This window comes from Desulfosceptrum tomskiensis, assembly GCF_049818055.1.
Taxonomy (GTDB): Bacteria; Bacillota; Desulfotomaculia; order Desulfotomaculales; family JASEER01; genus JBFLVT01.
Genome location: NZ_CP187479.1, coordinates 110,133 through 136,173 on the forward strand (window position 1 = coordinate 110,133; position 26,041 = coordinate 136,173).

Here is a 26,041-nt window from a genome sequence, read left to right on the forward strand (position 1 = left end):
CTTGGGTATTGGGCAGTGTTTGGCGTTAAGCATTAGGCATTAAGCATTAAGCGTTAAGAAGGGCTATTGAGGACAAGGGGATTTGGCAAAGCCAAATCCCCTTTAACGATCCGAAGGCTTAACGCCTATAGCCTAGTGCTATTAACGGTGGCGGGTGGGTCGAACAGCTTCGTTTGCGTGGCGTGACCCTCCACGTAATCCGGGTTGAGGTCAGCGGGATTTTCCGGATTCGCCGGGCGCTTCTTGTTCTTTTTGTTCTGGGACGGCATGCCGTTATCTTCGCCTTACCTTTCTGCGTTGTTTACTTTCGCACTTTTCCAGCCTCTGATACCTACAGACCAACGCGATTGGTTACTTTTCAGGCCACTGAAAAACCCGGGGCTTTAAGTTTTTCAACAGTCCCATTACTTCCGGACTTTGTCCAGGACGGTAGCCCTGGTGCCCGCGACATCCTGGATCACGTCCGTCCCTATTTCGGCGCCCATAAGATCGGGCTTGGCCTCGATGTCGTACGTTTTCTTGCTCTTTTTCCGTTTTTCGGCTGTCATGCTATCCCTCCTTTCGCATCCTGTTGCGGTTAGCTTTCCCCGTTGCCGGCCAAACTTTCGGGAAACCGGAGAACGAGAAGAAATGGAGAAGTTTTGGAAAAAAGCTCCCGATCTGCTAGAATACTAGCATTAGGCATTCAGCGTTCAGCATTCGGATAGGATTCATCTAAAGCCGGTGTTGCTGCCGGTGAATCCGAGTGCCGAATGCCGAGTGTTGACAGCCAACCGGAGGTTGTTAGATGGGCGTGGTTATCCTGGGGATCGAAACCTCGTGTGACGAGACGTCGGCGGCCGTGCTTATCGACGGGACGGTCGTCGCTTCGAACATCATCTCCTCGCAGGTCGACCTGCACGCCAGGTTCGGCGGGGTGGTCCCGGAGGTCGCCTCCCGCAGGCACCTGGAGACCATCAACGCCATCATCGCCGAGGCCCTCGCGGGGGCCGGCGTCGGCTTTAACGATCTTGACGCCGTGGCGGTAACCAACGGGCCGGGCCTGGCCGGTTCCCTCCTCGTGGGGCTGATGGCGGCCAAGACCCTGGCCTTTGCCCTGAACATCCCGCTGATCGGGGTCAACCACATGGAGGGCCACGTCTACGCCAATTTTCTCGTCGATCCCCGGCTGCCGTTTCCCTTCCTCTGCCTGGTCGTCTCGGGCGGGCACACCGACCTCCTCCTGGTCGAGCGCCACGGCTCTTACCATCTGCTGGGAAGGACCAGGGACGATGCCGCCGGAGAAGCATTTGACAAGGTGGCCCGGGTGCTGGGGCTCGGTTATCCCGGCGGTCCGGCCGTCGAGAGGCTGGCGCGCCTGGGGAACCCGGAGGCCGTCGTCCTGCCCCGCGCCTACCTGGAGGAAGGGACTTACGATTTCAGCTTCAGCGGTCTAAAGACGGCGGTTATCACCTTTCTCGAAAAAACACGCCGGGAGGGGAAGGAAGTCGTGACCGCCGATGTGGCGGCCGGCTTTCAAAAGGCTGTCACCGACGTGCTGGTCGACAAGGTGATGGCCGCCGCCGAAGCGTACCAGCCGCGGCGGATCACGCTGGCCGGGGGAGTGGCGGCCAACGGCGCGCTCCGGGAAGCCCTGGAGGAAAGAGCCGCGCGGGCCGGTTTTCAAGTGACGGTCCCTCCGCCCGTGCTCTGTACCGATAACGCGGCGATGGTGGCGGCCGTAGGGTATTATAAGTACCTGGCGGGGGAGTTCGCCCCGCTTACGTTGAACGCCGACGCCGGGCTCGGGCTCGGCTCCTGCCGGTAAACTATGGAAGAGTTGCGCGGCGACCGGAACGGGTACGTCCGGGCGTTGATCATGCGGACGGTGCAGGAGAGCAACATCCTGCCCCTGACTTCGTCCTGCAACCTCGCATGTCTTTTTTGCAGCCACCGGCAGAACCCGCCCGGGCTGGAAGTGTTCAGGGTGCCGTCCTTAAGCCCCGGGGAAATAGAGGAGCTGTTCGCGTGGCTGGACCCTTCCCGCCCGGTGGTGATCGGAGAGTCGGCGACGCGCATCATCGAGGGCGAGCCGTTGGTTCACCCGCACTGGGTAAGGGTGTTCAGGTCTCTCCGCCGGGCCTTTCCCGCCACCCCCGTCCAGGTCACCACCAACGGGACAAGGCTGGACCGGGAGGCCGTCGACGTGCTCGCCGGGCTTCGGCCTCTGACGGTCTGCCTGTCGTTGAACAGTGCCGATCCCCGTATAAGGGAGATCCTCCTGGGCGACCGCGAGCCGTTCCGGGCCGTGCGGGCGGTGGAGCTTCTGGCCGGGGCGGGCATCCCCTTTCACGGGAGCATCGTGGCCATGCCCCACGTCACGGGATGGGACGACCTCGAACGGACCATCGGTTACCTGGCCTCGCACGGGGCCCAGACGGTCAGGGTGTTCCTGCCGGGCCACACGCGTTACGCCGCCAGGGAGGGCAGGATTCCCGAGGACCTCTGGACAAGGGTTTCGAGTTTTCTGGAAGATATCAGAGATAAGATTTCGGTCCCGCTCCTCGTCGAGCCCGCACAGGTCAGGGACCTGGTCCCCCGTGCCACCGGGGTCATCCCCTCTTCGCCGGCCGCGCAGGCCGGGCTGCGAAGCGGGGATGTCGTCCGCCGGGTCGCAGGCGACCGGATTTTATCAAGGGCCGACGCCTACTGGCGGCTCTGGCGTGCGGCCGACCCCCTTGTCGAGGTCGAGAGGGACCATGAAACTTTCCGCGTGCAGTTGCGCAAGGGAACGAGGCGTTCCGCGGGGCTTGTCTTTGAACATGACGTCGATCCCCGGGACCTTAAGCTTATAATGAGCGCCGCCCGGCGCATTTGCGATCACACTTCCCAACTGGCGGGCCAAGTTTTTCAACAGTCCCCGGGGAGAGTCCTGGTCTTGACCGGAACCCTGGCCGCGCCGCTGCTGGAAATGGCCTGCCGGGCGGCGGGGATGGATGGGATGGAGGTGCAGGCGGTCGAAAACCGTTTCTTCGGCGGTACGATCGGCTGTGCGGGGCTGTTGGTGGTCGAAGACCTGGCTGAGGCCCTCCGCCGGAGGATCGCGTCGGGATGCCGACCCGACCTCGTTCTGTTGCCCGCCGGGGCTTTCGATTACCGGGGAAGGGACCTGCGCGGCTGGAGCGTCCAAAACCTGGCCGACGAGTTCGGCGTAGAGGTGCGTACACTTTGAGCAACGACAAAGAAGCGCTTCGCCGGGAGTTTCTGTCGCGGCGGGAGGCGATGGGGGCCAGGGAAGCGATGGTCAAGAGCGCCGTCATTTGCCGCCGGGTGGCGGCCCTGCCGGCCTTTGCTAGGGCACGAAGCCTCATGGCCTACGTCGCTGTGCGTAACGAAGTCAACTCCGGAGCTTTGATCAGGCTTGCCCTGGATGGAGGGAAGAGAGTGGCCCTGCCCGCAACCGTTCCGGAAAAGAAACTGATGGTCCCGCGGCAGGTGCTGGAATACCCGGGTGCTTTAAAGACCGGCGCCTACGGGATACCGGAACCGGACCCCGGTTCAGCCGTTTTGCCGCCGGAAGAGCTGGAGTGCCTCATCGTCCCCGGGGTGGCTTTTGACCGGGAGGGTTACCGCCTCGGTTTCGGGCAGGGGTACTACGACCGGTTCATGACCCGCCTGGCGCGCGGGGCCGTTACGATAGGGCTGGGCTACGAGTGGCAGGTGTGCGGGAGTGTGTACCCGAGTTCCCACGACTGGCCCCTGGACTACGTGGTTACCGAGGAAAAGGTAAGGCGGTTCGCGCCGCAACGCTGAAGAGGAGGGGATCAACGTGAAAAAGAACAAGGAGTACAAGTACGAGGAGCCGGCGCAGGATGTCCTCGACGCGGTAAAGAAGGCGGCCGTCGAAGGCCGACTCGACTGCCCGCGGGCGTGGGCTATCGCCAGGCAGCTGAACGTACCGGTGCCGGTCGTCGGGCGCGCAGCCGACCTGCTCGGCATCAAGATCAAGAACTGCGCCCTGGGGTGCTTCTAATTGGGTGTAGGGTGTAAGGTGTAGGGCCTGGGAACCGGGATTCGGCGAAGCCGAATTCCTTCAACTATCTTAACGCCTGTTCAACGCCCAACGCTCAACGTCCAACGCCCAGCGTCCAATGTCCAATGCCCAATGCTCATAAATTCCCTCATGGTATAGAACTTTCCATTGGCGGCAAAAATACTAAACGAGCTCCGGTCCGCCTTGCCCGCAAGTCTGCGCATTTAGAATTTGGAGGGTGAGGGCAAAAGGTAGTAATATTTGTTGTCAGTTGTTATACAAAACATTTTAACCTAAATTTTGAGGATTTGCGTTTATTGGACTGCCTTCTTTATCATAATAACTGGTGTAACTGTTAGCACTCAACTTAAGTGAGTGCTAATAAGCAATACATCCACATCTCTAAGGAGGGGTAATCAGTGATCAGACCGTTAGGAGATCGCGTAGTGGTCAAGCCTCTGCCGATGGAAGAGCGTACCAAGGGCGGCATCGTCCTGCCCGACACCGCGAAGGAGAAGCCTCAGAAGGGCGAAGTCGTGGCGGTTGGCAGCGGCAAGCTGCTGGAAAACGGGCAGCGCGTGGCCATCGACCTCAAGGTCGGCGATAAGGTGCTCTACTCCAAGTACGCCGGCAACGAAGTAAAGATTGACGACGTCGAATACCTGATCCTGCGCGAGAGCGACGTGCTCGGCGTTCTAGAGTAAGGCTGCGTTATTGTTATCCGGATTATCGATTATCAAGGAGGTAAGACATAGTGGCTGCTAAAGAGATCATTTATCGTGAAGAAGCCCGTACGGCTATGGAGAGAGGCGTTAACGCCCTCGCCGACGCCGTAAAAGTCACCCTCGGCCCCAAAGGCCGTAACGTGGTGCTGGAGAAGAAGTTTGGGTCTCCCATGATTGTAAACGACGGCGTGACCATCGCGCGCGAGATCGAGCTGGCGGACCCGTTTGAAAACATGGGCGCGCAGCTTGTCAAGGAAGTCGCGACCAAGACCAACGACATCGCCGGTGACGGTACCACCACTGCCGCCGTTCTCGCCCAGGCCATCGTCAAGGCTGGCCTGAAGAACGTGGCCGCCGGCGCTAACCCGATCATCGTCAAGCGCGGCATCGAGCGTGCCGTCGAGGCTGCCGTCGGGGCGATCAAGGAACTTGCCAAGCCGGTGGAGAGCAAGGAAGCCATCACCCAGGTGGCCTCAATCTCGGCCAACGACAAGACCATCGGCGAACTGATCGCCGACGCTATGGAGAAAGTCGGTAAGGACGGCGTCATCACCGTTGAAGAATCCCAGGGCATCGGCACTTCTCTCGAAGTCGTCGAGGGGATGAATTTCGACCGCGGCTACATCTCTCCGTACATGATCACCGACCCGGACAAGATGGAAGCCACCTTGAGCGAACCATACATCCTGATCACCGATAAGAAGGTTTCGGCCATCGCTGATATCCTGCCCATTCTGGAGAAGGTCCTGCAGGCGGGCAAGCCTTTGCTCGTTATCGCCGAGGACGTCGAGGGCGAAGCCCTGGCCACCCTGGTGGTCAATAAGCTGCGCGGCACCCTACAGGTTGCCGCTGTTAAGGCTCCCGGCTTTGGTGACCGACGCAAGGCCATGCTCGAGGACATCGCCATCCTCACCGGCGGCCAGGTTATTTCCGAAGAGCTCGGCCTCAAGCTGGACAAGGCGACCATCGACCAACTGGGCCGCGCCCGCCAGGTCCGCGTCAAGAAGGACGAAACGATCATCGTCGGCGGGCAGGGCAACCCGGACAACATCACCAAGCGCATCGCCCAGATTAAGAAGCAGATCGACGAGACCACCTCGGACTTCGACCGCGAGAAGCTGCAGGAGCGCCTTGCCAAGCTGGCCGGCGGCGTAGCCGTCATTAACGTCGGCGCGGCGACCGAGACCGAGATGAAGGAGAAGAAGCTCCGCATCGAGGACGCCCTCAACGCGACCCGCGCGGCCGTCGAAGAAGGTATCGTTCCGGGCGGCGGCACGACCCTGATCAACGTGATCCCGGCCGTGGCCGAGCTGACTTCCAACAACATCGACGAGAAGACCGGCTTCGACATCATCAAGCGGGCCCTCGAAGAGCCGCTCCGCCAGATCGCGAACAACGCCGGCATGGAAGGCTCCATCGTCGTCGAGAAGGTCAAGGAGAGCCCGAAGGGCGTCGGCTTCAACGCGCTGAGCGGCGAGTACGTCGATATGATCGGCGCCGGCATCGTTGACCCGGCCAAGGTCACCCGCACCGCCTTGCAGAACGCCGCCAGCATCGCGGCCATGATCTTGACCACGGAGTGCCTTGTAGCGGAGAAGCCCGAGAAGAACAAGAATCCGATGCCTCCGGGCGGCGGCATGGACATGATGTAAATAGCTTAGTCAAGAAAGCCCTTGCAGTAAGTGCAAGGGCTTTCTTGACTTGCATTGAGCGCTGGGCACTGAGCACTTAGATAAACGGTGATATTAGGCTTGGCCGAATACCATCCATAAGTCTCAACGCTCTATCCGTTAAACTATCTCTAAAGCCTTGGTTTACAAGGAGATCCCCGATCTCCTGTGGTATTACCCAGTACCCAACGTTTCGGGGAAAGGCCTCTCAACGCCAGCAACTCGATTGCCTGCATTGGAGTTGCCTTCCCCGAGCTTAATGTGGCGTTATGATCCATAGAAGGGTCGTGCTTCGAGCACCGTTGCTGGATAGGGCTGATCATTGACCACAACACCACGTTGGGACTACTTGGGAAAGGAGTTGCCATTATCAGTGATCTTCGCCGGTATCGACTGGGCAGACGCTACCCACCAGGTGGTGGTAATTGACGACAAAGCAAGGATGCTAGCTGATTTTTCGGTCAAACATTCCCGTCCGGGGCTTGATGAGTTGGGTCGTAAACTTCTCAAGCTAGCCGGCCAAGATCTCGCAAATGTTGCTTGTATCGTTGAAACAAGTCAAGGTCTTCTTATCCAATATCTCTTGGAACATGGCTTTGCCGTCTATCCGGTTAACCCCAAGCTGGTCGATCATCGGCGCAAACCATCCGGGGCAAAAAGTGACCCGCTTGATGCGCGTCTGCTGGCCGATATTGGCCGAGCTGAACTACCTTACTTACGCCAGCTTCGGCCCGATAGCGCGATCATTGAAGAACTCAAGATGCTAACCCGGGACCAGGATGACCTGATCCAGGAGAGAACCCGTCTCACTAACAAGCTAATCGCTTGTTTAAAACTCTATTACCCTGTGGCTTTGGACCTGTTCTCTCACGCTAATACTCCTATCTTTTTGGACTTTTTGCAGGCCTATCCAACCTTAGAAAAAGCCCTAGAAGCATCGGTACCAGAAATCGCTGTCTTTCTAAAGACCCACAAGCATCCTCAGCCCAACAAGACTGCTGTGGCGATTTGGACGAAACTCCACGAGCCTCAATTGGAGGCTAATGCGGCCACTACACGGGCGAAGGCGCGGCTGATGCTGTCCTTGGTCACCCGACTCAAGAACTTGCAGGCCGATATTAAGGGTTATGACCAGGACATTCAAGATCTTTTTCAGAGCCACTCCGACTACAAGATCTTTGCCAGCCTTCCCGGAGCGGGAGTAAGGGTGGCGCCACGGCTCCTGGCGGAGTGGGGTGATGATCGGAGCCGTTATCCCGGTCTACCGGCCGTACAGGCCCTAGCGGGTACAACACCGGTTCTGTTTCAAAGCGGCAAGTATGCTTATGCCCGTCCGCGAAAATCCTGTGTTAAACCCTTTAGGAACGTGATGTACCAACTGGCGATGCAGAGTATCCGTTGGGTTTCCTGGGCACGTGAATACTATGATGCTAAACGCGCACAAGGTAAGGCTCACGCCACAGCCCTCAGATGTCTCGCAAGTGTCTGGATGCGTATTATCTATGCGATGTGGCTTAACAACACCCCCTATGATGAAGCTCTATTCCTGGCAGCCAAGGAGCGGCACGCCTTACGGGCGGCCTAATCAGGGTTATTAAAATTAGGTATTGACATAGAAGGTCCAATGCTCAGCGCCAGAATAATTAAGGGTGATCGACGTGCGTATCTACGAATCGCTTACCGACCTGATAGGCAAAACCCCGCTGGTCTGGCTGCGGCGCCTGGCTGAAGGCCTGCCCGGCACGGTGGCGGTTAAGCTTGAATTCTTCAACCCCGGGGGCAGCGTTAAGGACAGGCCGGCTCTGGCGATGCTCGACGATGCGGAGCAAAGGGGCCTGATCGACAGGGAAACGGTCATCGTCGAGCCCACAAGCGGTAACACCGGTATCGGCCTAGCCTGGCTATGTGCCGTGAGGGGCTACCGGCTGATCCTAACCATGCCGGCGGGCATGAGCCTGGAGAGGCGCAAGCTGTTGGCCGCCTACGGAGCGGAAATCGTCCTGACCCCGGCGGAAGAAGGGATGCGTGGGGCGGTCCTCCGCGCCGAGGAACTGGCGCGGAGCTTTAAGAAGACTTTCATTCCCGGACAGTTTAAGAACCCTGCCAATCCGGCGTCTCACACCGGCACCACGGCCCGGGAAATATGGAACGACACGGATGGAAAAGTGGATATCTTCGTGGCGGGGGTGGGAACGGGCGGGACCATTACAGGCTCGGCCAGGTTTCTAAAGGCTCAAAAGGCGGGGCTCAAGGTGGTGGCCGTGGAGCCGGCCGAATCGGCGGTCCTCTCGGGCAGGCCTGCGGGGTCCCACAAGATACAGGGTATCGGGGCTGGTTTTATTCCCGAAGTCCTGGACGCAGAGCTGATTGACGAGATCATCCCGGTCACCGGCGATGACGCTATCAGCATGGCCCGCCGCATGGCCAGGGAAGAAGGGCTGCTCGCCGGCATTTCCTCGGGCGCGGCCTGCCGGGCCGCCCTGCAGCTGGCGGCGCACCCGGACAATGCGGGCAAGCTGATTGTCGCCGTCCTTCCCGACGGCGGGGAGCGTTACCTTTCCACCGAGCTCTTTACTCCGGATCCGCGTCCGCAGCCTTGAGAGGCTTCCAGGCGGCAATAATGTCGCCGCGCCTGGTGATACGCAGTTTAGTTCCCGGTTGGACCAATCCTCCGCGCACCGCGTTCAGCAGGGAACTATCGGTTACCGAGTTGATGTCCCCGGTGGCCTGCATTAAACGCACCTGGTTCCGGCCGGTCGTTCCCACCAGCGTCACCTCTTCTTCTTCCAGGGGCGTCCCCAAGATTTTGAGCAGAATAAAGATTCCGGGAAGAATGACGAGGACAAAGATGAAACCGACGATGAAAAAAATCCGCGGCAGGTTGGAATTGAGTCCCCACATCGCGATGGCGATGCCGAGAACCACCGGTATGAAAAAAGTTAACGCCCAATGCATGCGGCCGAAAAGACCCATAAAAACCACCCCACCTCACCTTCTAGTTTTACCACTGGTGGGGAAAATCCTTCCCTATACGCCTAAAGGCGAACAACACTGAGCACCACTGAGCGCTGGGTTGTGATCAACTGTGCCCAGCGCCCAGTGCCCAATGCTCAAAGCCCTATCCGTTAAACTATCTCTAAAGCCTTGGTTTACAAGGAGATCCCCGATCTCCTGTGGTATTACCCAGTACCCAACGTTTCGGGGAAAGGCCTCTCAACGCCAGCAACTCGATTGCCTGCATTGGAGTTGCCTTCCCCGAGCTTAATGTGGCGTTATGATCCATAGAAGGGTCGTGCTTCGAGCACCGTTGCTGGATAGGGCTGATCATTGACCACAACACCACGTTGGGACTACTTGGGAAAGGAGTTGCCATTATCAGTGATCTTCGCCGGTATCGACTGGGCAGACGCTACCCACCAGGTGGTGGTAATTGACGACAAAGCAAGGATGCTAGCTGATTTTTCGGTCAAACATTCCCGTCCGGGGCTTGATGAGTTGGGTCGTAAACTTCTCAAGCTAGCCGGCCAAGATCTCGCAAATGTTGCTTGTATCGTTGAAACAAGTCAAGGTCTTCTTATCCAATATCTCTTGGAACATGGCTTTGCCGTCTATCCGGTTAACCCCAAGCTGGTCGATCATCGGCGCAAACCATCCGGGGCAAAAAGTGACCCGCTTGATGCGCGTCTGCTGGCCGATATTGGCCGAGCTGAACTACCTTACTTACGCCAGCTTCGGCCCGATAGCGCGATCATTGAAGAACTCAAGATGCTAACCCGGGACCAGGATGACCTGATCCAGGAGAGAACCCGTCTCACTAACAAGCTAATCGCTTGTTTAAAACTCTATTACCCTGTGGCTTTGGACCTGTTCTCTCACGCTAATACTCCTATCTTTTTGGACTTTTTGCAGGCCTATCCAACCTTAGAAAAAGCCCTAGAAGCATCGGTACCAGAAATCGCTGTCTTTCTAAAGACCCACAAGCATCCTCAGCCCAACAAGACTGCTGTGGCGATTTGGACGAAACTCCACGAGCCTCAATTGGAGGCTAATGCGGCCACTACACGGGCGAAGGCGCGGCTGATGCTGTCCTTGGTCACCCGACTCAAGAACTTGCAGGCCGATATTAAGGGTTATGACCAGGACATTCAAGATCTTTTTCAGAGCCACTCCGACTACAAGATCTTTGCCAGCCTTCCCGGAGCGGGAGTAAGGGTGGCGCCACGGCTCCTGGCGGAGTGGGGTGATGATCGGAGCCGTTATCCCGGTCTACCGGCCGTACAGGCCCTAGCGGGTACAACACCGGTTCTGTTTCAAAGCGGCAAGTATGCTTATGCCCGTCCGCGAAAATCCTGTGTTAAACCCTTTAGGAACGTGATGTACCAACTGGCGATGCAGAGTATCCGTTGGGTTTCCTGGGCACGTGAATACTATGATGCTAAACGCGCACAAGGTAAGGCTCACGCCACAGCCCTCAGATGTCTCGCAAGTGTCTGGATGCGTATTATCTATGCGATGTGGCTTAACAACACCCCCTATGATGAAGCTCTATTCCTGGCAGCCAAGGAGCGGCACGCCTTACGGGCGGCCTAATCAGGGTTATTAAAATTAGGTATTGACATAGAAGGTCCAATGCTCAATGCCTGATGCACCGCCGGTGGGACGAGGCGGAGAGGGTGCTGTTCCGGGTTTCTTTCCGGCGTTGGAACTGGTACTGGTAGAGGTGGCGTCTGATCTCCAAACACTCGTCGAACAGGCTGCTGATCTGCTCGGCCAACAGGGCGGTGAGTTCCGCCGGGCGGATAATAATGGTCCGTTTTTCCTTGCAAACCGAGATCAGCAGGGGCGCGCCCGGTTTGAGGTCGTACCTTTCCTTGACCGCCGCAGGGAGCTGTTCCAGGATGCTCGGCGTTACCGTGAGAAGGTGAATAATCGACAACCTAATGCCTCCCCCGGATGGTGTTTTGTCTGTTGTTTAACGTTTGCAGCCGGAACGTATTCTAGTCCATGCGGCGGGTAGAAATTTGCAGCAGAAATTGCGGGAAGCTCCATCAGGACCTGTTAAAAAACACATCAAAGCCAGTTAAGACAGGTTATCGAACCTTCAGCCGTTGTCTCTATGCTCCTCTTCGTCGCCGTGGTCCGCAAAATACTCCTTCTCCAGCAGTTCGTGGAACTGTTCCGGAACAGGCACCGCCAGCTTGGAAGCGGGTTCGTCCGGGGGGTCGAGCTCGAACACGAGGTCGTAGCTGCCGTCGGGGTTTTTCCTGGGCCGCCAGTATTTCAGAATGGTGCCCTCCCGGTTGACGTGGCCGAAGACGGTATTGTCGCACCACGCAAAGAAGCTTGCTTGCAGGTCGTTGAGGTACTCCGCCATGTTTTTAAACCTCCGGATTATAGTATTGAGCTTTGGGCTTTATAGAGGGGATTCGGCCGGGGCTGAATCCCTTCATTTCATCCCAACGCCCAGCGCCCAGTGCTATTTACAGTGCTCCACGCGCGAACGGAATCTTTTTTTAGGGTTGTCCCGTCAGTTGATTTAAATAGGGGCCGGTTTTTAATGCCGGCCGTGCCGCTTAAAAAGAGGTCAGAGGTCGGCCTTTAGGAGAACCACTGGCGCATGAATGTCCAGACCAGCAGGGCGCCGGCCGCGACAACTACGGCGACCGCAACGCCGTTCAGTACGGCCACCCAGACAAATTGATTGGTCAGCACAGCGTTCCCACCTTCCCGTATCCCGTTTCACTGGTAATGCAGATTATGCGGATTCACCGCAAGGTGTGACGGGATTGATCAGGCGGGGATGATTGCGCTTGTCGCTATTGGGCCGCAAACATCAATATGATTCCGGCGATGCCCAGGAGTACGCCGGCGAAGAGGTGGTTCCGCTGGGCCTTTCTGTTTCCCTGGCGTTTGGCGTTGGCCCAGTCCATCAACTGCAGCCCTGCGACCAGCCAGATGATTAAGCCGGCTATTAGCCCTTTCAAGCTATAAAATGCCTCCGTTTTCCTGTTGCTGCCCATTATACTCTTTGCCGGGATTAAGCGCAATCGGCTGTCTTTAACCAGTTCTTAACAGGCGGCGCTGTCCTTACGTTCGGATATTATGTACTGCTATTTTTCTGCAGGATGCCGTTGAACAGCAGCTCCAGGATATGGTCCAAACGCTGCTCAAGCATCCGGGGGCTGAACATGTCTTCGGTCCAAAGGAAACCCAGGATTTCCCGGCGCGAGAGGTAAGCTGAGCAGAGGCCGTTGATGCTGATCAGCAACTGGCGCATGTCGACGTCCCGGCGAAATATCCCCGCGGCAACCCCGTCTTTTAGTATCTTTTCAAGCTGATGCATGCCCAGGGCAAAGAAGTCGGGAAGAAAACGGCGTGCGTGACGTCCGCCCTGGAGGGATTCCCATTCCATCAGGCGTAGGAACTCCGGGTGTTCCACGAGGTACCAGAAATAGGCCGAGATTGCCGATTTTGCTCGGTCGAGAATGTCCACCGACTTGGCGGCGAGCAACGTTCCCGCCCGCTCCCAGGCGTCTTTGAAACACTGGCGCAGGACCTCGATGTAAAGGTCTTCCTTGCCGCCGAAGTAGTGGTAGAGCATGCGTTTGTTGATATCGGCACGCCTGGCTATCTCGTCGACGCGCGCGGCCTCGAAACCGACTTCCGCGAAGACTTCCCGGGCGGCATTGAGGATGCGCTGCCGGCTGGCCACAGGGTCTCGCTGCCTGGCGGGCAAAAAAATCCCCCCTGGTAACTAGTTAGTTACTTAACTATAATAGGGTGGGCGGTGAAGCATGTCAACACCCTAAAAACAGGGGACCTGGCAATTACAGGTCCCCTTTACGGTTAGTGTCCAAGCTTCGGTTGGGATATAGACCGGGCTGCTTACTGCATAAACAGCCGGGCGGTTTGCGCGGCGCATTTCCGGCAGACTGGTTTGTGGTGGTATTCTATCTCGGCCCTGCCGCCGCACAAAACGCAAACGGAACGGGGTGGAGGAAAGAGCAGGACTTTAGGGCTGGAATTCTTGTGTTCCGGCTGTTTGAGCCGGCGGGATTCGGTGGGGGGGAGCAGAACGACGTTTGAGGTGCAGGCGATGAATTTCATGATGACTCAACCTCCAGTTCTACTACCACAAATCTTAAAATCGTACCCTCAAACCTGTCCAGGGGATGAAAAAGGGCCTTTTTGTCGAGGAAACATTTCCTTATCTCGTTGACAGCTTACGGTTTTTGGATTAGCATCGGATTACTAAGGAATAGCGCCTGAAATTGGCAGCGAGAAATGAGCTTCGCGGAGGTGTGGCTGTGTTAGTCAATATGGCCGAGATTGCGGTCAGCCAGATGCTGAACAGCATCATCGAGAACTACAAGCGTATACGGCCGGAACTGTGCACCTGCGAAAGATGCCGGGAGGACATTATGGCCATCGCCCTCAACAGGATTCCGCCCAAGTACGTTTCCACCCCCAAGGGCAGGACCATCACCTCGGTCGCTTATGAAAACTTCGGAGGCCGCGCCCAGGTTACCGCACAGGTTGTCTACGCTATCGAGACAGTGATAGAGTCCCCCCGCCACAATGAATAAGGGTTTCGAGTCAGCGAAGCCCTCCGAGGTTACTTCGGAAGGCTTATCCATTAAGTGCAGCCTTTAGGCTTATGCGGTTTTAACTTCTGAAACCGACCGTTCAATGCCTGAACTTTCTTCATAGTCGGAATGAGTCAGTGATAAGAGTTGTAAGGGTGGGATCGAAGAGTAAGCGGGGACATGGCTAATGATGATAGAGGCCGAGGGATTTCTGCCGGAGCAGACTGACAAAGGTCATTACCAATTGGGGGTCGAACTGGGTGCCCGCGCCTTTCTCCAGTTGGGCCAGGACCTGTTCAACCGTCATACCCTTACGGTAGGGCCGGTCGCTGGTCATCGCGTCGTAAGCGTCGGCGATGGCCAGGATGCGGCACTCCAGCGGTATTTCCTCCCCCTTCAGCCCCAGGGGATACCCTTCGCCGTTCCACCATTCGTGGTGCTTTAAAATCCAGTCGGTAATGGGGGCCAGGTCGGGTACCGACTGCGCGATGCGGTAACCGATTTCAGAGTGCCGGTTCATTTCCAGTCTTTCTTCGGGCGTCAGCGGCCCGGGCTTGAAAAGGATCCGGTCCGGCACGCCGACCTTGCCGATGTCGTGGAACTGGGCGAAAATGCGCAGGTCGGTTATGCGGCTTTCGGGGAGGCCAAGGGTTTTGCCGATGAGCGTCACCAGCTCCTGCAGGTTTTCGGCGTGGTGTTCGGTGATAAAATCGCGCGCTCCCAGCGTCTTTATTAGGGTCTGGACGATGGAACTGCGGAAGCTCTGGCTCCGGTGCAGCTTCTCGCGGTACATGTTGTTGTCCGCTTCCTTGAAGAGGCTGCTTACCGTTACTGACTCCCGGCTTACCGCATACCCTACGGAGATACTCAAAGGCAGTTCCGGGTTTCCTTTGTTGTACTCGTCGACCGCCGTTCGGATTCTTCGGCAGGCGCTCTCCACGGTCTCTTCCGAGGCATTCGGCAAAAGTACGGCGAATTCGTCGCCGCCCACCCTGGCGATGATGTCGGTGTCGCGAAAGGCCTTTTTGATTACTTTAGCCGCTGCTATCAGCAGGTTGTCGCCCGTTTCGTGCCCGATCGTGTCGTTGACCAGTTTCAGCCCATCGATATCGCAGAGGATGATGCCTGCCGGTATCTTACGCTCTTCCAGGGAGCGCATTTCCTGCTCGAAAAAGGTGCGGTTGAAAAGCCCGGTGAGGGGGTCGCACAGGCTTAAGTACCGCAGCTTTTTCTCGGCCTGCTTGCGTTCGGTGATGTCGATGATAAAGCCCCGCAGCCCGACGGGCTGGCCGTTTTGCATGATGGGCCTGGAATGGATGAGGATGGGGAAGGCGGCGCCGTCTTTGCGGCGGGCCGTATACTCAACGCCGCCCAGGTCTTCACCGTGCATCGACCGCCATATGTTTTCCCTCGCCCTGGCCCGGTCTTCGGGAACGATAGTTTCGAGAGCGTTGACCCCTCTTATGAAATCCGCTTTGGTGTAGCCGAAGAAACTGTAAGCATTTTCGTTTACGAAAGTCAATCGGCCGTTTTTGTCCATTTCAAAGACCACCTCGGGCAGCGAGTCTGCCAGTTCCCTGTACCTGGCTTCGCTCTTGCGTAAAGCTTCTTCGACTTGCTTGCGCTCGGTAATATCCATCGTAATGTCGACCGCACCGACGACGTTACCTTCGGCGTCGCGCACCGGATAACCGCGGATCAAGCGCGTTATCCCTCCGGGAAAGGTTATTTCGTTTTCGTGAACCCCCCCTGTTTTGATGGCCGTTACTACCGGGCAGCCTTCGCATGGTTCGGTACGGTGGTGCGCAATTTCGTAACAATAATGCCCGACCATCTGCTCGGCCGGGAGGCCCACCCACTCGCTGGCCGCTTTGTTCGACCAGATGATGCGCAGATCTGTGTCGTAGTAGTTGACCAGTTCAGAAATGCTGTTCAAAATGGTTGCCTTCTCGCGTTCGGCCCTCTGTAAGGCGTCCTCCATTTGCTTGCGCTGGGTGATGTCGCGGATGAAGACCTCGACCGCGATGAAGTTTTCTGCCTGATCGTAGATCGGGGTTATGCGGTGCTCGGACCAGATGACCGTTCCGTCTTTGCGGATGAGGCGAAGGACCAGGGGCTGGTCGGCGTTCACCGGCAGCTCTTGAATACGCCTTTCGAAAACGACCCTGTCTTTGGGATGCACCATCTCAAGGTGCAGATTAGGATTCTTGTAGTGCTCTTCGGGAGAGTAGCCGAGGGTTTTAGTAGACACGGGGCTGACGTATTCGAAACCTACAGGGGGGACCAGGCGGTAACGGAAGATAACGTCACAGGCGTTTTTGGTAAGTAAGCGAAAGCAGGATTCTTTTTTTTGCAGGTGGACGACCAGCATGCCGATGGCGACGGTAAACCCTATAACCGCACCTGTTAATAAACCCCATGGCGCCAACCCTTCGTTTGAAGCGATAAACGGGAAGTCGACCTTATGGAGGCCCCAGAGAAGGTAAGCGTAGCCGGTGATTCGCTGGGCCTGAGAATTTGCGTCGTTGCGTCTGAGAAAGAGAATACCGCTGTAACTAAGGGCAGCCGCAGTAAAGAGGGAGAGGGGCAGGGCTTTTACGGCAAAGGATAGCTGCAAGAAGCTGCCCGTAACGGTTAATGCAGCGGTCAGCAGAGAACCGTGTACCCACGCCTGGCTCATCGGCAAGGCGAGAAACTTGTGGGTGCCCCACAAAAAGAACATACTGGAGAGGATCTGCGACAACGGGTAAACGATTCTGAGGGGAGGCGACGCTTCGAGGGCGAATATCCAGAGAGACGTTCCGAGTCCCACGAGGCATATGCACCAGGCAACCGCCCATATGCCCATATGCCGTTCCCGGTTTTGCAGGTAAAGGGAACCGTAAGCCATGGTGAGAATTAACGCTGCAGCCATCGTTGCGACGATGGAGAGAGCCGTTAGATGCAACGTCCCCGCCCCGTTCCTCAAGTGGTCTGCCATGTTTAACTAATAACTCAAATTCGACACGATTCGCCATTCTACTGCAAAAAAGTGAGACGCCTATCAAAAAAATGACGGGGTACCGCTCAAGAACCTGGTGCAAAGCCGGCTACCTGTCTTTCACTGGCTGTACGGACTACGGTTAATACAGAAATCTTCGGCAGTTAACATCCAAACTTAACCAGGAAGATGGCGAAAAGAATGTCGATGTATATCGTTATCTGTCCCGGGTGAGGAAAGCGGGGGTAAACGATGAAAGCAAAAAGAAGCAGCGCCTTGTCTTTGGCTCTGCTTCTTTTTGTCAATTCTGGTGGACCTGGCGGGAATCGAACCCGCGACCTCTTGAATGCGAGTCAAGCGCTCTCCCCCTGAGCTACAGGCCCGGCAGAAAACAGTATAGCATATGCCGGAGCGCCTGACAAGGGAATGCCGGAAATGTGTCTGTCAAGTGGATTCGGGTACTTCTCCCTCCGAAGCGGGCCACTCACAGGTTTAGGTAGTCGAGAATAGGGGATGGCTCAAACGCCGCATTAGTAGAGACAGTCCACCCGATGCATTCCGGCCGCGCTCGGTGACTGGTAGATGCCCCGACCGAGGTTCGGCTATCGCCGAGCCAAGCTTCCCCATAATCCGGCCGGCACTCAAATGCAGTTTCTTACGCTGTAGCAATTGCTCGGCTCTCTCCAGTTGCTCGGCACTTTGATGAAGCCGCCCCTCAAATCCGGCCGTAAGTGTTGCCAGGATAGCCCTTAGCCCAGGCAGTCTCCAGCTCTGGCCACGCTTTTTCAGACGGTTGCTAAAGAGGTCCATCTGGGACTCAGCGGCGCCTAAACCGCGGAATCCCTCGGGATCTATGCCGTAGTCAGGAAGCCGCTTGCGGTAATCACGAAGGGCTTCGGGCATGCTTGATAGGTCGGCGACAAAGGCCTCTAACTTGCGGCGCAGCTTAGGATCCTTCTCCTGCGCTGCTGCCTCGGCCAAGGTGGCCAAAAACAGTCCCTCATCGCTGGCTTCAAAAGCCTCCTTGGCGATCTTCTGCCTTTCCGGCTGGCCTTTCAAGAGGGAGCGAATATCCCGTTGTAGATGAAACCGATCCACTTGGTAGATGGCCCGGGGAAACCACTGCACTCCTTTTCGGATCCAAGATGCCCGATCACCATTGATGACTACCAGGGTGTTCTCCAAATCATACCGCGCGACAAGATAGCGGCTGGCCTCTTCCCAGAATTCTTCCGTACGGCCGTCCCACGTAAAGTGAAGCTTGTTGCGTAGCATGTACTCGTTACTGCAGGGATGACGTCGCTCCCACCCCTCATGACTGACCAGGATACGTATCTCCTTGGACGGGTCCTTTTCACGCTGAAGTGAAGTCCAAAGACCGTCTACTTCTAGTAGTAATACCGGCACTTTAAGCTTTCCCTGGGGAGATTCCCGCTGCTGTGCTTGCTCTACCTGAAGCTTTCTGCCGACTTGGAGTATTACCTGGCGTACCGTTTCATGGCTGCAAATTCTCTCCCCAAACACCTCACGGATATTATCCTCTGCCATCCGGTAAGAAGGACATTGGGTACCAAGTAGGGCTAAGGCCATAATGAGCCCGGGGGATATACGGCTGCGCTTAGGCAGTTGAAGAACCTCATCGAGGAGGTAGACTCTCTCCCCCGTTTGAACATCCAAGTAGCACCGACGACGAAACCGAACCGGACCCACGAGGGTTTCAACCTCTCGGCTGACGGTCTCTAAGACTTTGTAACGGTCTTTGTCACGGTGCCTGCAGATCTCCTCGTCCAACAGCTCCAGTAACTGCCGCAAGTGTTCACTGAACACAGCTTTTAATGCCGTCCACAAAAATCGCTCACAATCAAGGAAGGAAACGTTGAACCTTTCGTGAAGTTTTTCCACGGACGAGGGCCGCCTCCTTTGTGTGGTTTGTGGCTATTCCATCACTTCGGAGGATTGGTCTCTCGTCCCTTCTTTTTAGCAAATCCCTCCCTTAGCCACCCGACTTAACTTTACTCATACCCGGAAATAAGGGTTAATGCGCGAATACGTGCCGCCCGATCTGCGTGCAGATCGGCCTCGACCACACCCAGTTGCTGACTTTCTTGTAGGGGTTCCAGTAGTAAAGGGCTCCGCCGGTCGGATCGCGGCCGTTAAGTGCTTCTTCGGCCGCCCGGATGGAGCTCTTGGTCAGCGGCCTGTGCATCTGGCCGTTGGCGACCGCTTCAAAGGCAAGGTCCTGGTAGATGACCCCTTCCAGCGTCTTCGGAAACTGGTTGCTCTCCATGCGGTTCACGATCACCGCGCCGACGGCGACCTTGCCCAGGTACGGCTCGTCGGCCGCCTCTCCTTCAATGACCTGCGCCATCAGGATAACCTGCCGGTGTGAAAGATCGGCGCGGGAAACCGCGGGCTGCCGGCCCGGGGAACCGTCATTCATTGCGGCTTCCGGAAGAGCCCGGGCTTTTTCGAGGCTGTTGTTTTCATTTGTCGCGTTTGTCTTGCCGGAAGTAACCGAAGCAATGGCTTCCCTTTTCACCGGCGCTTTAACTTCAGCCACGTGCATCACGTAGATCTGCAGGCTGACGGCCAGTGCAAAGAGCGCCCCTGCTGTCGCCAGTCGGCGGTGCTTAAAGTTCGCCCACCAAGTGAAAATGGACATCCCATTGCCCCCCTTCCTATTAAAATTCAGGGCTTTTGTCAGTATAACGGGGAGCTTTTGCAAGGGTCAATGGAATAGTCTGCCTGCGGAAGTGAACGGGGTGGATGGGAAATCCATGCCTCGACTTGCAACGCCGGTATTTTCAAGGCTTCGAGCAAATGGTTGGTTGTGCCAGCCGATCCCCTGTGTAAATTACGGGAAATAGAAAAACCCCGTCTGGCGACGGGGAAGAAGAGGTTATCCGGCTTCAGGAGATTTTCTGCGCCAGGGCTTCGCCCTGCTGTTGTTTCCTGGCCCGTATGTTGCTGTCCTCTGCATAATCGCTGGAAATCAGGTACAGGTTGACCCACAACTCGTGTTCATTGGCTTTGCCTTCGATCTCGCGCGCCAGGTCTTTGAATTTGCGGGCTACACGGTCCTTAAACGCCGAAAAGTCAAAGAGGATTTCAAGGATTTCCTTATGGTTGTACGTTACGCCTTCTCTGATCAGCTTGGGCAACTCTACCACCTCCCTAGCCAAATGATAGCATATTTGACATAAAATGTTAAGGTTAAAAGCATAAAATAAACGGGCCCCTCAGGGCCCATTTATTAATCGGAAAGTCTTCCTAAATTATCCTTGTCGGAACTAGCTCATCGCGGCGCCTGTACCCATGAACGCGGAACCGGTGGCCAGGTTGGCGTTCCGCCCCTGGTTACTGAGGTAGTCGCTCGGGTTGAAGGACGCGGTGGTTCCGATGTTGCCGGCGCCCATCGCCATGCCCTGATTGGGCAGGTAGTTTCCAATGTTGGCTGCGGTGCCGCCGGGATTAAAGGCCATGCCCTGGTTTGACAGGTAGTTTGACAGGTTTGTGCCTGCCCCCGCCATACCTCCCTGGAGATAGCCCTGAGCGCCGATGTTGCCCTGGTTGCTGAGGTAGCTGCTCAGGTTGAAGCCCTGGGCGCCCTGCTGGCCGCCCTGGAAATATCCCTGCGTGCCGAGGTTGGCCTGGGCGCCCTGGTTGCTGAGGTAGTTGCCGAGGTTGAAGCCTTGGCCGCCTGCGGTCCCGATGTTGGCCTGGGTTCCATAACCATAGGCGCCGCCGCCGAAGGTACCGCCGCCGAAGGCTCCGCCCGCTTGGCCCATGGTCCCGACGCCATACTGCGCGGCCATCCCGCCGTAACCGGCCTGGGCTCCGGCTTGCTGGAAGGCCGGGGCCTGCTGCATCATCTGGCCGGGATACTGCTGAGAAACACCGCTGATTTGATTGAGGGCGTTGTTGAGACTGTTGCAGAGCTGCCCAATTTGTTGCAGTTGCCGGCTGGCATTGCTTTCTCTTGCCTGGATCCTCTGCAGCTCCTGGGCATGGCTCTGCTCGCTTTGAGCAAGCTGGTTGGCCAGGTTGGAAATACTGTTGATGTCCTGGCGCATGCTGTTAATCTGCTGTTGAATCTGATGGAACATGTTCGCTCCTCCTTTTACAATTTTTCTTATTATTCACAGCCTTGCCAGCGTTATTAGTGGTACATCTTGTTATTCTTGTGCGGCTGATGGAAAAGGGCGGCATTGTCCGAGGGCCGTTGACTGGTATAGAATCCAAAGTAACCTGGTTCGGCGCAATTTGTCGTGGCAGTGATAATGGTGCCGGGGCCCGGTCGGGGAAGGGCCGGTTTGTTGTTTAAAGCGGCTGACGCCGGGTCATTGCTAGAATAGGAGGCACGACAGCATGGGGATGATCTTTGGCCCGGCAGGCAACTCTGATTCATTTTACGTGCAAGGCTACAAGTCGTCGGTGGATGCGCCCGGATGGCTCCGGGCCATGGGACTTGGCGCGTACGAGTACCAGTGCGTCCGCGGCGTGAACATCGGCGAGGCCACCGCGGCCGCCATCGGCGAAGCGGCGGCGCGCCACAACGTGGCCCTAAGCATTCACGCCCCTTACTATATAAACCTGGCCAGCGAGAACCCGGAACACGTCGTCAAAAGCAAGAGGCACCTTTTGCAGTCGGTGCGGGCCGCTCGCTGGATGGGGGCCACGCGCGTCGTTTTCCATCCCGGCAGCGCCGGAAGAGATCGGAAAGCCGCCCTCGACAGAGCCATAAAGGTACTGGCCGAGGTCGTGGATGAAGCGAGGTCCGAGGAGCTGGACGACATTTTTATCTGCCCGGAAACGCTGGGCAAGTACAGTTACTTGGGACTCCTGGACGAGGTGTTGGCCTTGTGTTCCGTTGACGAACGGATGTTCCCCGCCATTGATTTCGGGCACATCCACGCCATTACCCGGGGTTCCTTGACCACCAAAGAAGCTTATGCGGCCGTCCTTGACCGTTGCGTGGAAGTGCTGGGCGAGAAGCGCGTGCGTAAAATACACATCCACTTCAGCCCGATAGAGTTTACGGCCGCGGGCGAGCGCCGTCACCGCACCCTAAGGGACGAGGGCTTCGGCCCCGATTTTGCGCCGCTGGCCGGGTTGATCATCGAAAGAGGCTACAGTCCGATCCTCATCTGTGAATCCAACGGCACGCAGGCGGAAGACGCGCGCCATTACCAGGAGATCTATCAGCGTCTGAGGAAAGCGCAAAGTCCAAATAACTATTTCCTTTTTCCTGCTATTTCTGTATAATTATCAGCGTGCACTAAAAGTTGTCATCATGGAGGGAGAATAGCGATGCTGCCTGTCCCGCGCAAATATTTCGTTACCGCCGCCTGCGCCGAGGGAGAGACCAAGCTCAACGCCTTCGACAACGCTCTCCTCGCGGGGCGTATAGGTAACGTCAACCTGATCAGGGTCTCCAGCATTCTCCCGCCCGGTGCAGAATACGACCCGGATCTCAAGCTGCCGCTCGGCGCCCTCGTTCCTACCGCTTACGGGGCCATCATCAGCAACGTTCCGGGGGAGTTGCTTGCCGCGGCTGTCGGCGTGGGACTCTCGGCCGACACCTTTGGCGTGATTATGGAGTTTTCCGGCAAGTGCACCCGCGAAGAAGCATACAGCGAGATCGACCGCATGTTAGAGGAAGCCTTCCGGCAGCGCAAGATGGAGCTTGTGGAGAAGAAGATCGTCGCCTGCGAGCATCGCGTCATCAAGGTGGGGTGCTGCCTGGCGGCCGTACCGATGTGGTACTGATTCGGTAGGCGGTAGTCGGTAGTTAGGGCCAAGGGTTGGTTTCAGTTAAATGAGCTGCTATTGAAGGTAACCTAAGCTCCGCCAGGAACGGATCTACTATCCTTAAGACTGTCGTTTAACCTGTGTCCTATGTCTGAAGTCTTATACCCAATCCGGAGGAGGAATGGCCTTGCCTATTTGGTACAGCGAGCGACAGAACGAAAACCTGCTGTTGAGTTGCCGGATCAGGCAGACGCTGCACGTGGAAAAGACCCCCTTCCAGGACCTGGCGGTGGTTGACACTATCCAGTTCGGGCGCATGCTCGTCCTTGACGGCATTGTTCAAACCTCCGTCGCCGACGAATTCGCCTACCACGAAATGCTGGCCCACGTTCCCTTGAACACCCACCCCAACCCCAAGAGGGTGCTGATCATCGGCGGGGGCGACGGCGGGGTCATGCGCGAGGTCGTCAAGCATGAAACTGTGAAAAAGGCTACGCTGTGCGAGATTGACGAGCGGGTCGTCGAGGTGTCCAAGAAATACCTGCCGGAGCTGGCATGCGGATTCGACCATCCCAGGGCCGAGGTGTACATCGGGGACGGGATCAAGTACGTTGCCGAAAACAAAAACACCTTTGACGTGATCCTTTGCGATTCGACCGATCCTATCGGCCCTTCCGTGGGCCTTTTCGCCAGGGAGTTCTACCAGTCGGTCTTTGAAGCGCTCAAGGAAGACGGCATCTTTGTCGCCCAGACCGAGTCCCCTTACTATCACACCGACCTGATCGCCCGGATTCACCGGGACATCAAGACCATCTTCCCCGTCACCCGCGGGTACTGGACGATGGTCCCCAGCTACCCCAGCGGCATGTGGAGCTTTACGATGGGTTCCAAGAAGTACGATCCGCTGGAGGTGGACACCGGCCGCATTCCCGACCTGAAGACCAGGTACTATACGCCCCAGATTCACAAGGCGTGCTTTGCTTTGCCGCAATTTCTGATTGACAGAATAAGGGAGCTTTCCGAGTAGGTGGAAAGGTTTACACGTAAAGACTACGACTTCATCGCCACGGTAAACGATTATCCTTCATCGGCGATCGTGATGGTCGGCGCCCCCCTCGACATGACGGTGACCTTCCGCCCGGGGACGCGTTTGGGGCCGCGGGCCATCCGGGAGATGTCCCACAACATAGAGGCATACAGCCTGGAACTGGGTCGTGACCTGGCTTCGGTGCCCATCTACGACGCCGGTGATTTGATCCTGCCCGGCGGGGATTTGGACAGGAGCCTGCAACTCATCGAGGACGCAGCCGAGACCATTTTGAACGACGGCAAGCTGCCGCTGTTCCTGGGCGGAGAGCACCTGATCACCCTGCCGCTGGTCAAGGCCGCCGCGCGCCGCCATCCCGGATTAATCGTCCTACAACTGGATGCGCACGCCGACCTGCTTGACGAGTACGAGGGCGCGAAGTTCTCGCACGCGTCGGTGATGCGGCGGGTGGTGGAAGTCGTCGGCAAGGAAAACGTGATTCAACTGGGGATTCGCTCGGCTACCCGCGAGGAAATGGTCTACGCGCGCGAGAATACCCTGATGCTGTGTTACGACGTGGTCCCCGGCCTGGAGGAAGTGGTGCAAAGCCTGAAAGACCGCCCCGTCTACGTCACCGTCGACATTGACGTGGTCGACCCCGCTTTTGCGCCGGGAACCGGGACGCCCGAGCCGGGCGGCATTGACTCCACCGAATTCATCCAGTCGGCATATTACCTGTACGATCTGAACGTCGTGGGGATGGACCTCGTCGAGGTGAGCCCGCCATACGATTATGCCAACGTGTCGGCGCTTTTGGCAGCTAAATACCTCAGAGAGGCCATGCTTTGCCTTGGGCGGGCGGGAAGAGCTAAAATTAAAATCGTGGGCAAAAAGACACCCAACAAGAGTTGACACTGAACAGTAGTTTATGTATACTAAAGATTGTCGCGGAGCTGTGGTGTAGCCTGGTCTAACATACCTGCCTGTCACGCAGGAGACCGCGGGTTCAAATCCCGTCAGCTCCGCCATAAAAAACATCTCTTGCGGGGATTAACCGGGTCGGCACCGGCCCCCAGGACTGCTTTGCCAAGGTAGCTCAGTAGGTAGAGCAGGGGACTGAAAATCCCCGTGTCGGCGGTTCGATTCCGTCCCTTGGCACCATACAAAGCCTATGTGCGGAAGTGGCTCAGCGGTAGAGCATCGCCTTGCCAAGGCGAGGGTCGCGGGTTCGAATCCCGTCTTCCGCTCCATATGCATAAAGAAGGGTTTTGGATCTGTTCCAAAACCTTTTTTGTTCCTGCAAACCGGTTTCACGGGCGATTGCAGGCCAGCAACAGCAGGCCCCTATTCTCTTGCAATGTTACGGCGGCTGTAGTATAATCAATAATGCTTTAAGGCGGCATAGCCAAGTGGTTAAGGCGACGGTCTGCAAAACCGTTATTGCCCGGTTCGATTCCGGGTGCCGCCTCCATAAAAGCTAGTAATGGCAAGGGTTTGCGGGTTAGCAATCCTTGCCATTTCATTTTCCGAGACCGTTTTGGGGACAAAATGGGGACAATGGGTTTCAGCCGCCTAACAGGGTGTCGATCTTCCGGGCGGCCTCCCGTTGTAGACCGTCCATTACGTGGGAGTAGGTATCCATCGTCAGGCTGATGGTGGAATGGCCTAACCGTTCAGACACCACCTTGGGGTGTGTGCCGGCCTTCAGCAGCAGGGAGGCGTGAAAGTGCCGCAGGCTATGGAAGGAGACGGACAGCCCCAGCTTGGCCGCCAGCTTGCGGAAGGCTGTGGAGAGGGTCCCCGTGTTAATCGGCCGCCCGTCTTGCAGGCAGCAGACAAGGCCGTGGTCCTGCCAGGCCGGTCCCATCGCCAGCCGCCATTCCTTCTGCCGCCTCTGGTGCTCTTTCAGGGCCTGGACGGTCATCTCCGGCAGGTCGATGGTCCGCCGGCTCTTCTTGGTCTTCGGGGCCTTGAAAAACACCTTCTGCCGGCCGTCTTCGCCCTTTGTCACCTGGGCGGCCTGGTAGACCGTCAGGCGGCCCTTCTTCAGGTCCACGTCCTGCCAACGCAGGCCAAGGATTTCACCTAATCGCATACCGGTTGTCAACGCCAGGAGAACGGGCATGCCCAGGTAGGGGTGTTCCCGGGCGGCCTCCAGCAGCCGGGCCGCTTCTTCCTCTGTCGGGATGGCGATCTCCCGCACTCCGGGGCGGGGCGGGTCCACGGCGTCGGCCACGTTGCGGCCGACAAGTTCCCAGCGTACCGCGTCGGCCAACATCTTATGCAGCAG

At 57.1% G+C, this 26,041-nt stretch carries 26 protein-coding genes and 5 tRNA genes; 18 read left to right on the forward strand and 13 right to left on the reverse strand.

Going from position 1 to position 26,041, the window contains the following annotated elements:
- Nucleotides 1–404 precede the first annotated feature (404 nt).
- Nucleotides 405–548, reverse strand: a complete 144-nt coding sequence (locus tag ACPV0M_RS00560) for a hypothetical protein (RefSeq protein ID WP_425621068.1) — start codon at nucleotides 546–548, stop codon at nucleotides 405–407.
- Between the two features lie 239 nt (nucleotides 549–787).
- Between ACPV0M_RS00560 and tsaD the strand changes: the two genes are divergently transcribed.
- The 8 genes from tsaD (at nucleotide 788) to cysK (ending at nucleotide 9,007) form a co-directional block, all read left to right on the forward strand.
- A complete protein-coding gene (tsaD, locus tag ACPV0M_RS00565) occupies nucleotides 788–1,807 on the forward strand; it encodes a tRNA (adenosine(37)-N6)-threonylcarbamoyltransferase complex transferase subunit TsaD (protein WP_425621069.1) in 1,020 nt (339 codons plus the stop codon).
- Between the two features lie 3 nt (nucleotides 1,808–1,810).
- A complete protein-coding gene (locus ACPV0M_RS00570; protein WP_425621070.1) occupies nucleotides 1,811–3,211 on the forward strand; it encodes a DUF512 domain-containing protein in 1,401 nt (466 codons plus the stop codon).
- Nucleotides 3,208–3,792: a 5-formyltetrahydrofolate cyclo-ligase gene (locus tag ACPV0M_RS00575; protein WP_425621071.1), complete on the forward strand. Its 585-nt coding sequence runs from the start codon at nucleotides 3,208–3,210 to the stop codon at nucleotides 3,790–3,792. The genes ACPV0M_RS00570 and ACPV0M_RS00575 overlap by 4 nt, the downstream gene beginning before the upstream one ends.
- Before the next feature lie 16 nt (nucleotides 3,793–3,808).
- Nucleotides 3,809–4,012: a hypothetical protein gene (locus ACPV0M_RS00580; RefSeq protein ID WP_425621072.1), complete on the forward strand. Its 204-nt coding sequence runs from the start codon at nucleotides 3,809–3,811 to the stop codon at nucleotides 4,010–4,012.
- Nucleotides 4,013–4,431: 419 nt separating this feature from the next.
- Complete coding sequence (groES, locus tag ACPV0M_RS00585; protein WP_425621073.1) at nucleotides 4,432–4,716, forward strand: co-chaperone GroES; 285 nt, start codon at nucleotides 4,432–4,434, stop codon at nucleotides 4,714–4,716.
- A gap of 50 nt (nucleotides 4,717–4,766) precedes the next feature.
- The gene (gene groL / locus ACPV0M_RS00590; RefSeq protein ID WP_425621074.1) at nucleotides 4,767–6,389 is read left to right on the forward strand and encodes a chaperonin GroEL; all 1,623 of its coding nucleotides are present in this window, start codon (nucleotides 4,767–4,769) and stop codon (nucleotides 6,387–6,389) included.
- A gap of 391 nt (nucleotides 6,390–6,780) precedes the next feature.
- Complete coding sequence (locus tag ACPV0M_RS00595; protein WP_425620304.1) at nucleotides 6,781–7,992, forward strand: IS110 family transposase; 1,212 nt, start codon at nucleotides 6,781–6,783, stop codon at nucleotides 7,990–7,992.
- A gap of 73 nt (nucleotides 7,993–8,065) precedes the next feature.
- A complete protein-coding gene (cysK, locus tag ACPV0M_RS00600) occupies nucleotides 8,066–9,007 on the forward strand; it encodes a cysteine synthase A (protein WP_425620306.1) in 942 nt (313 codons plus the stop codon).
- On the opposite strand, the gene ACPV0M_RS00605 is transcribed toward cysK, so the two are convergent.
- Nucleotides 8,979–9,380 (reverse strand): hypothetical protein, encoded by a 402-nt coding sequence (locus tag ACPV0M_RS00605; protein WP_425620305.1) that lies wholly within the window; start codon nucleotides 9,378–9,380, stop codon nucleotides 8,979–8,981. The genes cysK and ACPV0M_RS00605 overlap by 29 nt on opposite strands.
- Before the next feature lie 405 nt (nucleotides 9,381–9,785).
- Between ACPV0M_RS00605 and ACPV0M_RS00610 the strand changes: the two genes are divergently transcribed.
- Nucleotides 9,786–10,997 carry an IS110 family transposase gene (locus ACPV0M_RS00610; protein WP_425620304.1) on the forward strand — a complete coding sequence of 404 codons (1,212 nt, stop codon included), beginning with the start codon at nucleotides 9,786–9,788 and terminating at the stop codon, nucleotides 10,995–10,997.
- Nucleotides 10,998–11,040: 43 nt separating this feature from the next.
- Here ACPV0M_RS00610 and ACPV0M_RS00615 read toward each other — a convergent pair whose 3' ends face one another.
- The 4 genes from ACPV0M_RS00615 to ACPV0M_RS00630 all read right to left on the reverse strand — a co-directional run bounded on the left by ACPV0M_RS00615 (nucleotide 11,041) and on the right by ACPV0M_RS00630 (nucleotide 13,143).
- On the reverse strand, nucleotides 11,041–11,343 hold the full coding sequence (locus tag ACPV0M_RS00615) for a hypothetical protein (RefSeq protein WP_425621075.1): 303 nt from the start codon (nucleotides 11,341–11,343) through the stop codon (nucleotides 11,041–11,043).
- Between the two features lie 165 nt (nucleotides 11,344–11,508).
- Nucleotides 11,509–11,781, reverse strand: coding sequence for a hypothetical protein (locus ACPV0M_RS00620; RefSeq protein ID WP_425621076.1), 273 nt, complete (start codon nucleotides 11,779–11,781; stop codon nucleotides 11,509–11,511).
- 442 nt (nucleotides 11,782–12,223) lie between these two features.
- Nucleotides 12,224–12,391, reverse strand: a complete 168-nt coding sequence (locus ACPV0M_RS00625; RefSeq protein ID WP_425621077.1) for a hypothetical protein — start codon at nucleotides 12,389–12,391, stop codon at nucleotides 12,224–12,226.
- 116 nt (nucleotides 12,392–12,507) lie between these two features.
- The gene (locus tag ACPV0M_RS00630; protein ID WP_425621078.1) at nucleotides 12,508–13,143 is read right to left on the reverse strand and encodes a TetR/AcrR family transcriptional regulator; all 636 of its coding nucleotides are present in this window, start codon (nucleotides 13,141–13,143) and stop codon (nucleotides 12,508–12,510) included.
- Between the two features lie 571 nt (nucleotides 13,144–13,714).
- Between ACPV0M_RS00630 and ACPV0M_RS00635 the strand changes: the two genes are divergently transcribed.
- Nucleotides 13,715–13,993: a late competence development ComFB family protein gene (locus ACPV0M_RS00635; protein WP_425621079.1), complete on the forward strand. Its 279-nt coding sequence runs from the start codon at nucleotides 13,715–13,717 to the stop codon at nucleotides 13,991–13,993.
- A 184-nt stretch (nucleotides 13,994–14,177) separates the two neighbouring features.
- On the opposite strand, the gene ACPV0M_RS00640 is transcribed toward ACPV0M_RS00635, so the two are convergent.
- From ACPV0M_RS00640 to ACPV0M_RS00665, 6 genes are all read right to left on the reverse strand, one after another.
- Nucleotides 14,178–16,940, reverse strand: a complete 2,763-nt coding sequence (locus ACPV0M_RS00640; RefSeq protein WP_425621080.1) for a PAS domain S-box protein — start codon at nucleotides 16,938–16,940, stop codon at nucleotides 14,178–14,180.
- Nucleotides 16,941–17,281: 341 nt separating this feature from the next.
- Nucleotides 17,282–17,356 (reverse strand) — tRNA-Ala (locus tag ACPV0M_RS00645).
- A gap of 109 nt (nucleotides 17,357–17,465) precedes the next feature.
- Complete coding sequence (locus ACPV0M_RS00650; RefSeq protein WP_425621081.1) at nucleotides 17,466–18,875, reverse strand: ISLre2 family transposase; 1,410 nt, start codon at nucleotides 18,873–18,875, stop codon at nucleotides 17,466–17,468.
- Between the two features lie 133 nt (nucleotides 18,876–19,008).
- On the reverse strand, nucleotides 19,009–19,635 hold the full coding sequence (locus ACPV0M_RS00655; RefSeq protein WP_425621082.1) for a cell wall hydrolase: 627 nt from the start codon (nucleotides 19,633–19,635) through the stop codon (nucleotides 19,009–19,011).
- Nucleotides 19,636–19,882: 247 nt separating this feature from the next.
- The gene (locus ACPV0M_RS00660; RefSeq protein WP_425621083.1) at nucleotides 19,883–20,134 is read right to left on the reverse strand and encodes a hypothetical protein; all 252 of its coding nucleotides are present in this window, start codon (nucleotides 20,132–20,134) and stop codon (nucleotides 19,883–19,885) included.
- A gap of 129 nt (nucleotides 20,135–20,263) precedes the next feature.
- Nucleotides 20,264–21,079 carry a hypothetical protein gene (locus ACPV0M_RS00665; RefSeq protein WP_425621084.1) on the reverse strand — a complete coding sequence of 272 codons (816 nt, stop codon included), beginning with the start codon at nucleotides 21,077–21,079 and terminating at the stop codon, nucleotides 20,264–20,266.
- 262 nt (nucleotides 21,080–21,341) lie between these two features.
- Here ACPV0M_RS00665 and ACPV0M_RS00670 point away from each other — a divergent pair, with 262 nt between their 5' ends.
- The 8 genes from ACPV0M_RS00670 to ACPV0M_RS00705 all read left to right on the forward strand — a co-directional run bounded on the left by ACPV0M_RS00670 (nucleotide 21,342) and on the right by ACPV0M_RS00705 (nucleotide 25,222).
- Complete coding sequence (locus ACPV0M_RS00670) at nucleotides 21,342–22,238, forward strand: TIM barrel protein (RefSeq protein WP_425621085.1); 897 nt, start codon at nucleotides 21,342–21,344, stop codon at nucleotides 22,236–22,238.
- A 45-nt stretch (nucleotides 22,239–22,283) separates the two neighbouring features.
- Entirely contained in the window at nucleotides 22,284–22,742 is a 459-nt protein-coding gene (locus ACPV0M_RS00675) for a pyruvoyl-dependent arginine decarboxylase (RefSeq protein WP_425621086.1), read from the forward strand.
- Between the two features lie 169 nt (nucleotides 22,743–22,911).
- Nucleotides 22,912–23,751 carry a polyamine aminopropyltransferase gene (speE, locus tag ACPV0M_RS00680; RefSeq protein ID WP_425621087.1) on the forward strand — a complete coding sequence of 280 codons (840 nt, stop codon included), beginning with the start codon at nucleotides 22,912–22,914 and terminating at the stop codon, nucleotides 23,749–23,751.
- Nucleotides 23,752–24,663: an agmatinase gene (gene speB, locus ACPV0M_RS00685; RefSeq protein WP_425621088.1), complete on the forward strand. Its 912-nt coding sequence runs from the start codon at nucleotides 23,752–23,754 to the stop codon at nucleotides 24,661–24,663.
- A 37-nt stretch (nucleotides 24,664–24,700) separates the two neighbouring features.
- Nucleotides 24,701–24,779, forward strand: a tRNA-Asp gene (locus tag ACPV0M_RS00690).
- A 57-nt stretch (nucleotides 24,780–24,836) separates the two neighbouring features.
- Nucleotides 24,837–24,912 (forward strand) — tRNA-Phe (locus ACPV0M_RS00695).
- Nucleotides 24,913–24,926: 14 nt separating this feature from the next.
- A tRNA-Gly gene (locus ACPV0M_RS00700) sits at nucleotides 24,927–25,001 on the forward strand.
- Between the two features lie 145 nt (nucleotides 25,002–25,146).
- Nucleotides 25,147–25,222, forward strand: a tRNA-Cys gene (locus tag ACPV0M_RS00705).
- 93 nt (nucleotides 25,223–25,315) lie between these two features.
- On the opposite strand, the gene ACPV0M_RS00710 is transcribed toward ACPV0M_RS00705, so the two are convergent.
- A complete protein-coding gene (locus ACPV0M_RS00710) occupies nucleotides 25,316–26,029 on the reverse strand; it encodes a site-specific integrase (protein ID WP_425621089.1) in 714 nt (237 codons plus the stop codon).
- Between the last annotated feature and the right edge of the window lie 12 nt (nucleotides 26,030–26,041).

What these genes read in the sequence shown, in the direction of transcription:
- ACPV0M_RS00560 (WP_425621068.1), bottom strand. Translation starts at nt 548, where the DNA reads ATGACAGCCGAAAAACGGAAAAAGAGCAAGAAAACGTACGACATCGAG.
- ACPV0M_RS00605 (WP_425620305.1), bottom strand. Translation starts at nt 9,380, where the DNA reads ATGGGTCTTTTCGGCCGCATGCATTGGGCGTTAACTTTTTTCATACCG.
- ACPV0M_RS00620 (WP_425621076.1), bottom strand. Translation starts at nt 11,781, where the DNA reads ATGGCGGAGTACCTCAACGACCTGCAAGCAAGCTTCTTTGCGTGGTGC.
- ACPV0M_RS00675 (WP_425621086.1), top strand. Translation starts at nt 22,284, where the DNA reads ATGCTGCCTGTCCCGCGCAAATATTTCGTTACCGCCGCCTGCGCCGAG.
- ACPV0M_RS00670 (WP_425621085.1), top strand. Translation starts at nt 21,342, where the DNA reads ATGGGGATGATCTTTGGCCCGGCAGGCAACTCTGATTCATTTTACGTG.
- tsaD (WP_425621069.1), top strand. Translation starts at nt 788, where the DNA reads ATGGGCGTGGTTATCCTGGGGATCGAAACCTCGTGTGACGAGACGTCG.
- ACPV0M_RS00665 (WP_425621084.1), bottom strand. Translation starts at nt 21,079, where the DNA reads ATGTTCCATCAGATTCAACAGCAGATTAACAGCATGCGCCAGGACATC.
- ACPV0M_RS00710 (WP_425621089.1), bottom strand. Translation starts at nt 26,029, where the DNA reads ATGTTGGCCGACGCGGTACGCTGGGAACTTGTCGGCCGCAACGTGGCC.
- ACPV0M_RS00655 (WP_425621082.1), bottom strand. Translation starts at nt 19,635, where the DNA reads ATGTCCATTTTCACTTGGTGGGCGAACTTTAAGCACCGCCGACTGGCG.
- ACPV0M_RS00570 (WP_425621070.1), top strand. Translation starts at nt 1,811, where the DNA reads ATGGAAGAGTTGCGCGGCGACCGGAACGGGTACGTCCGGGCGTTGATC.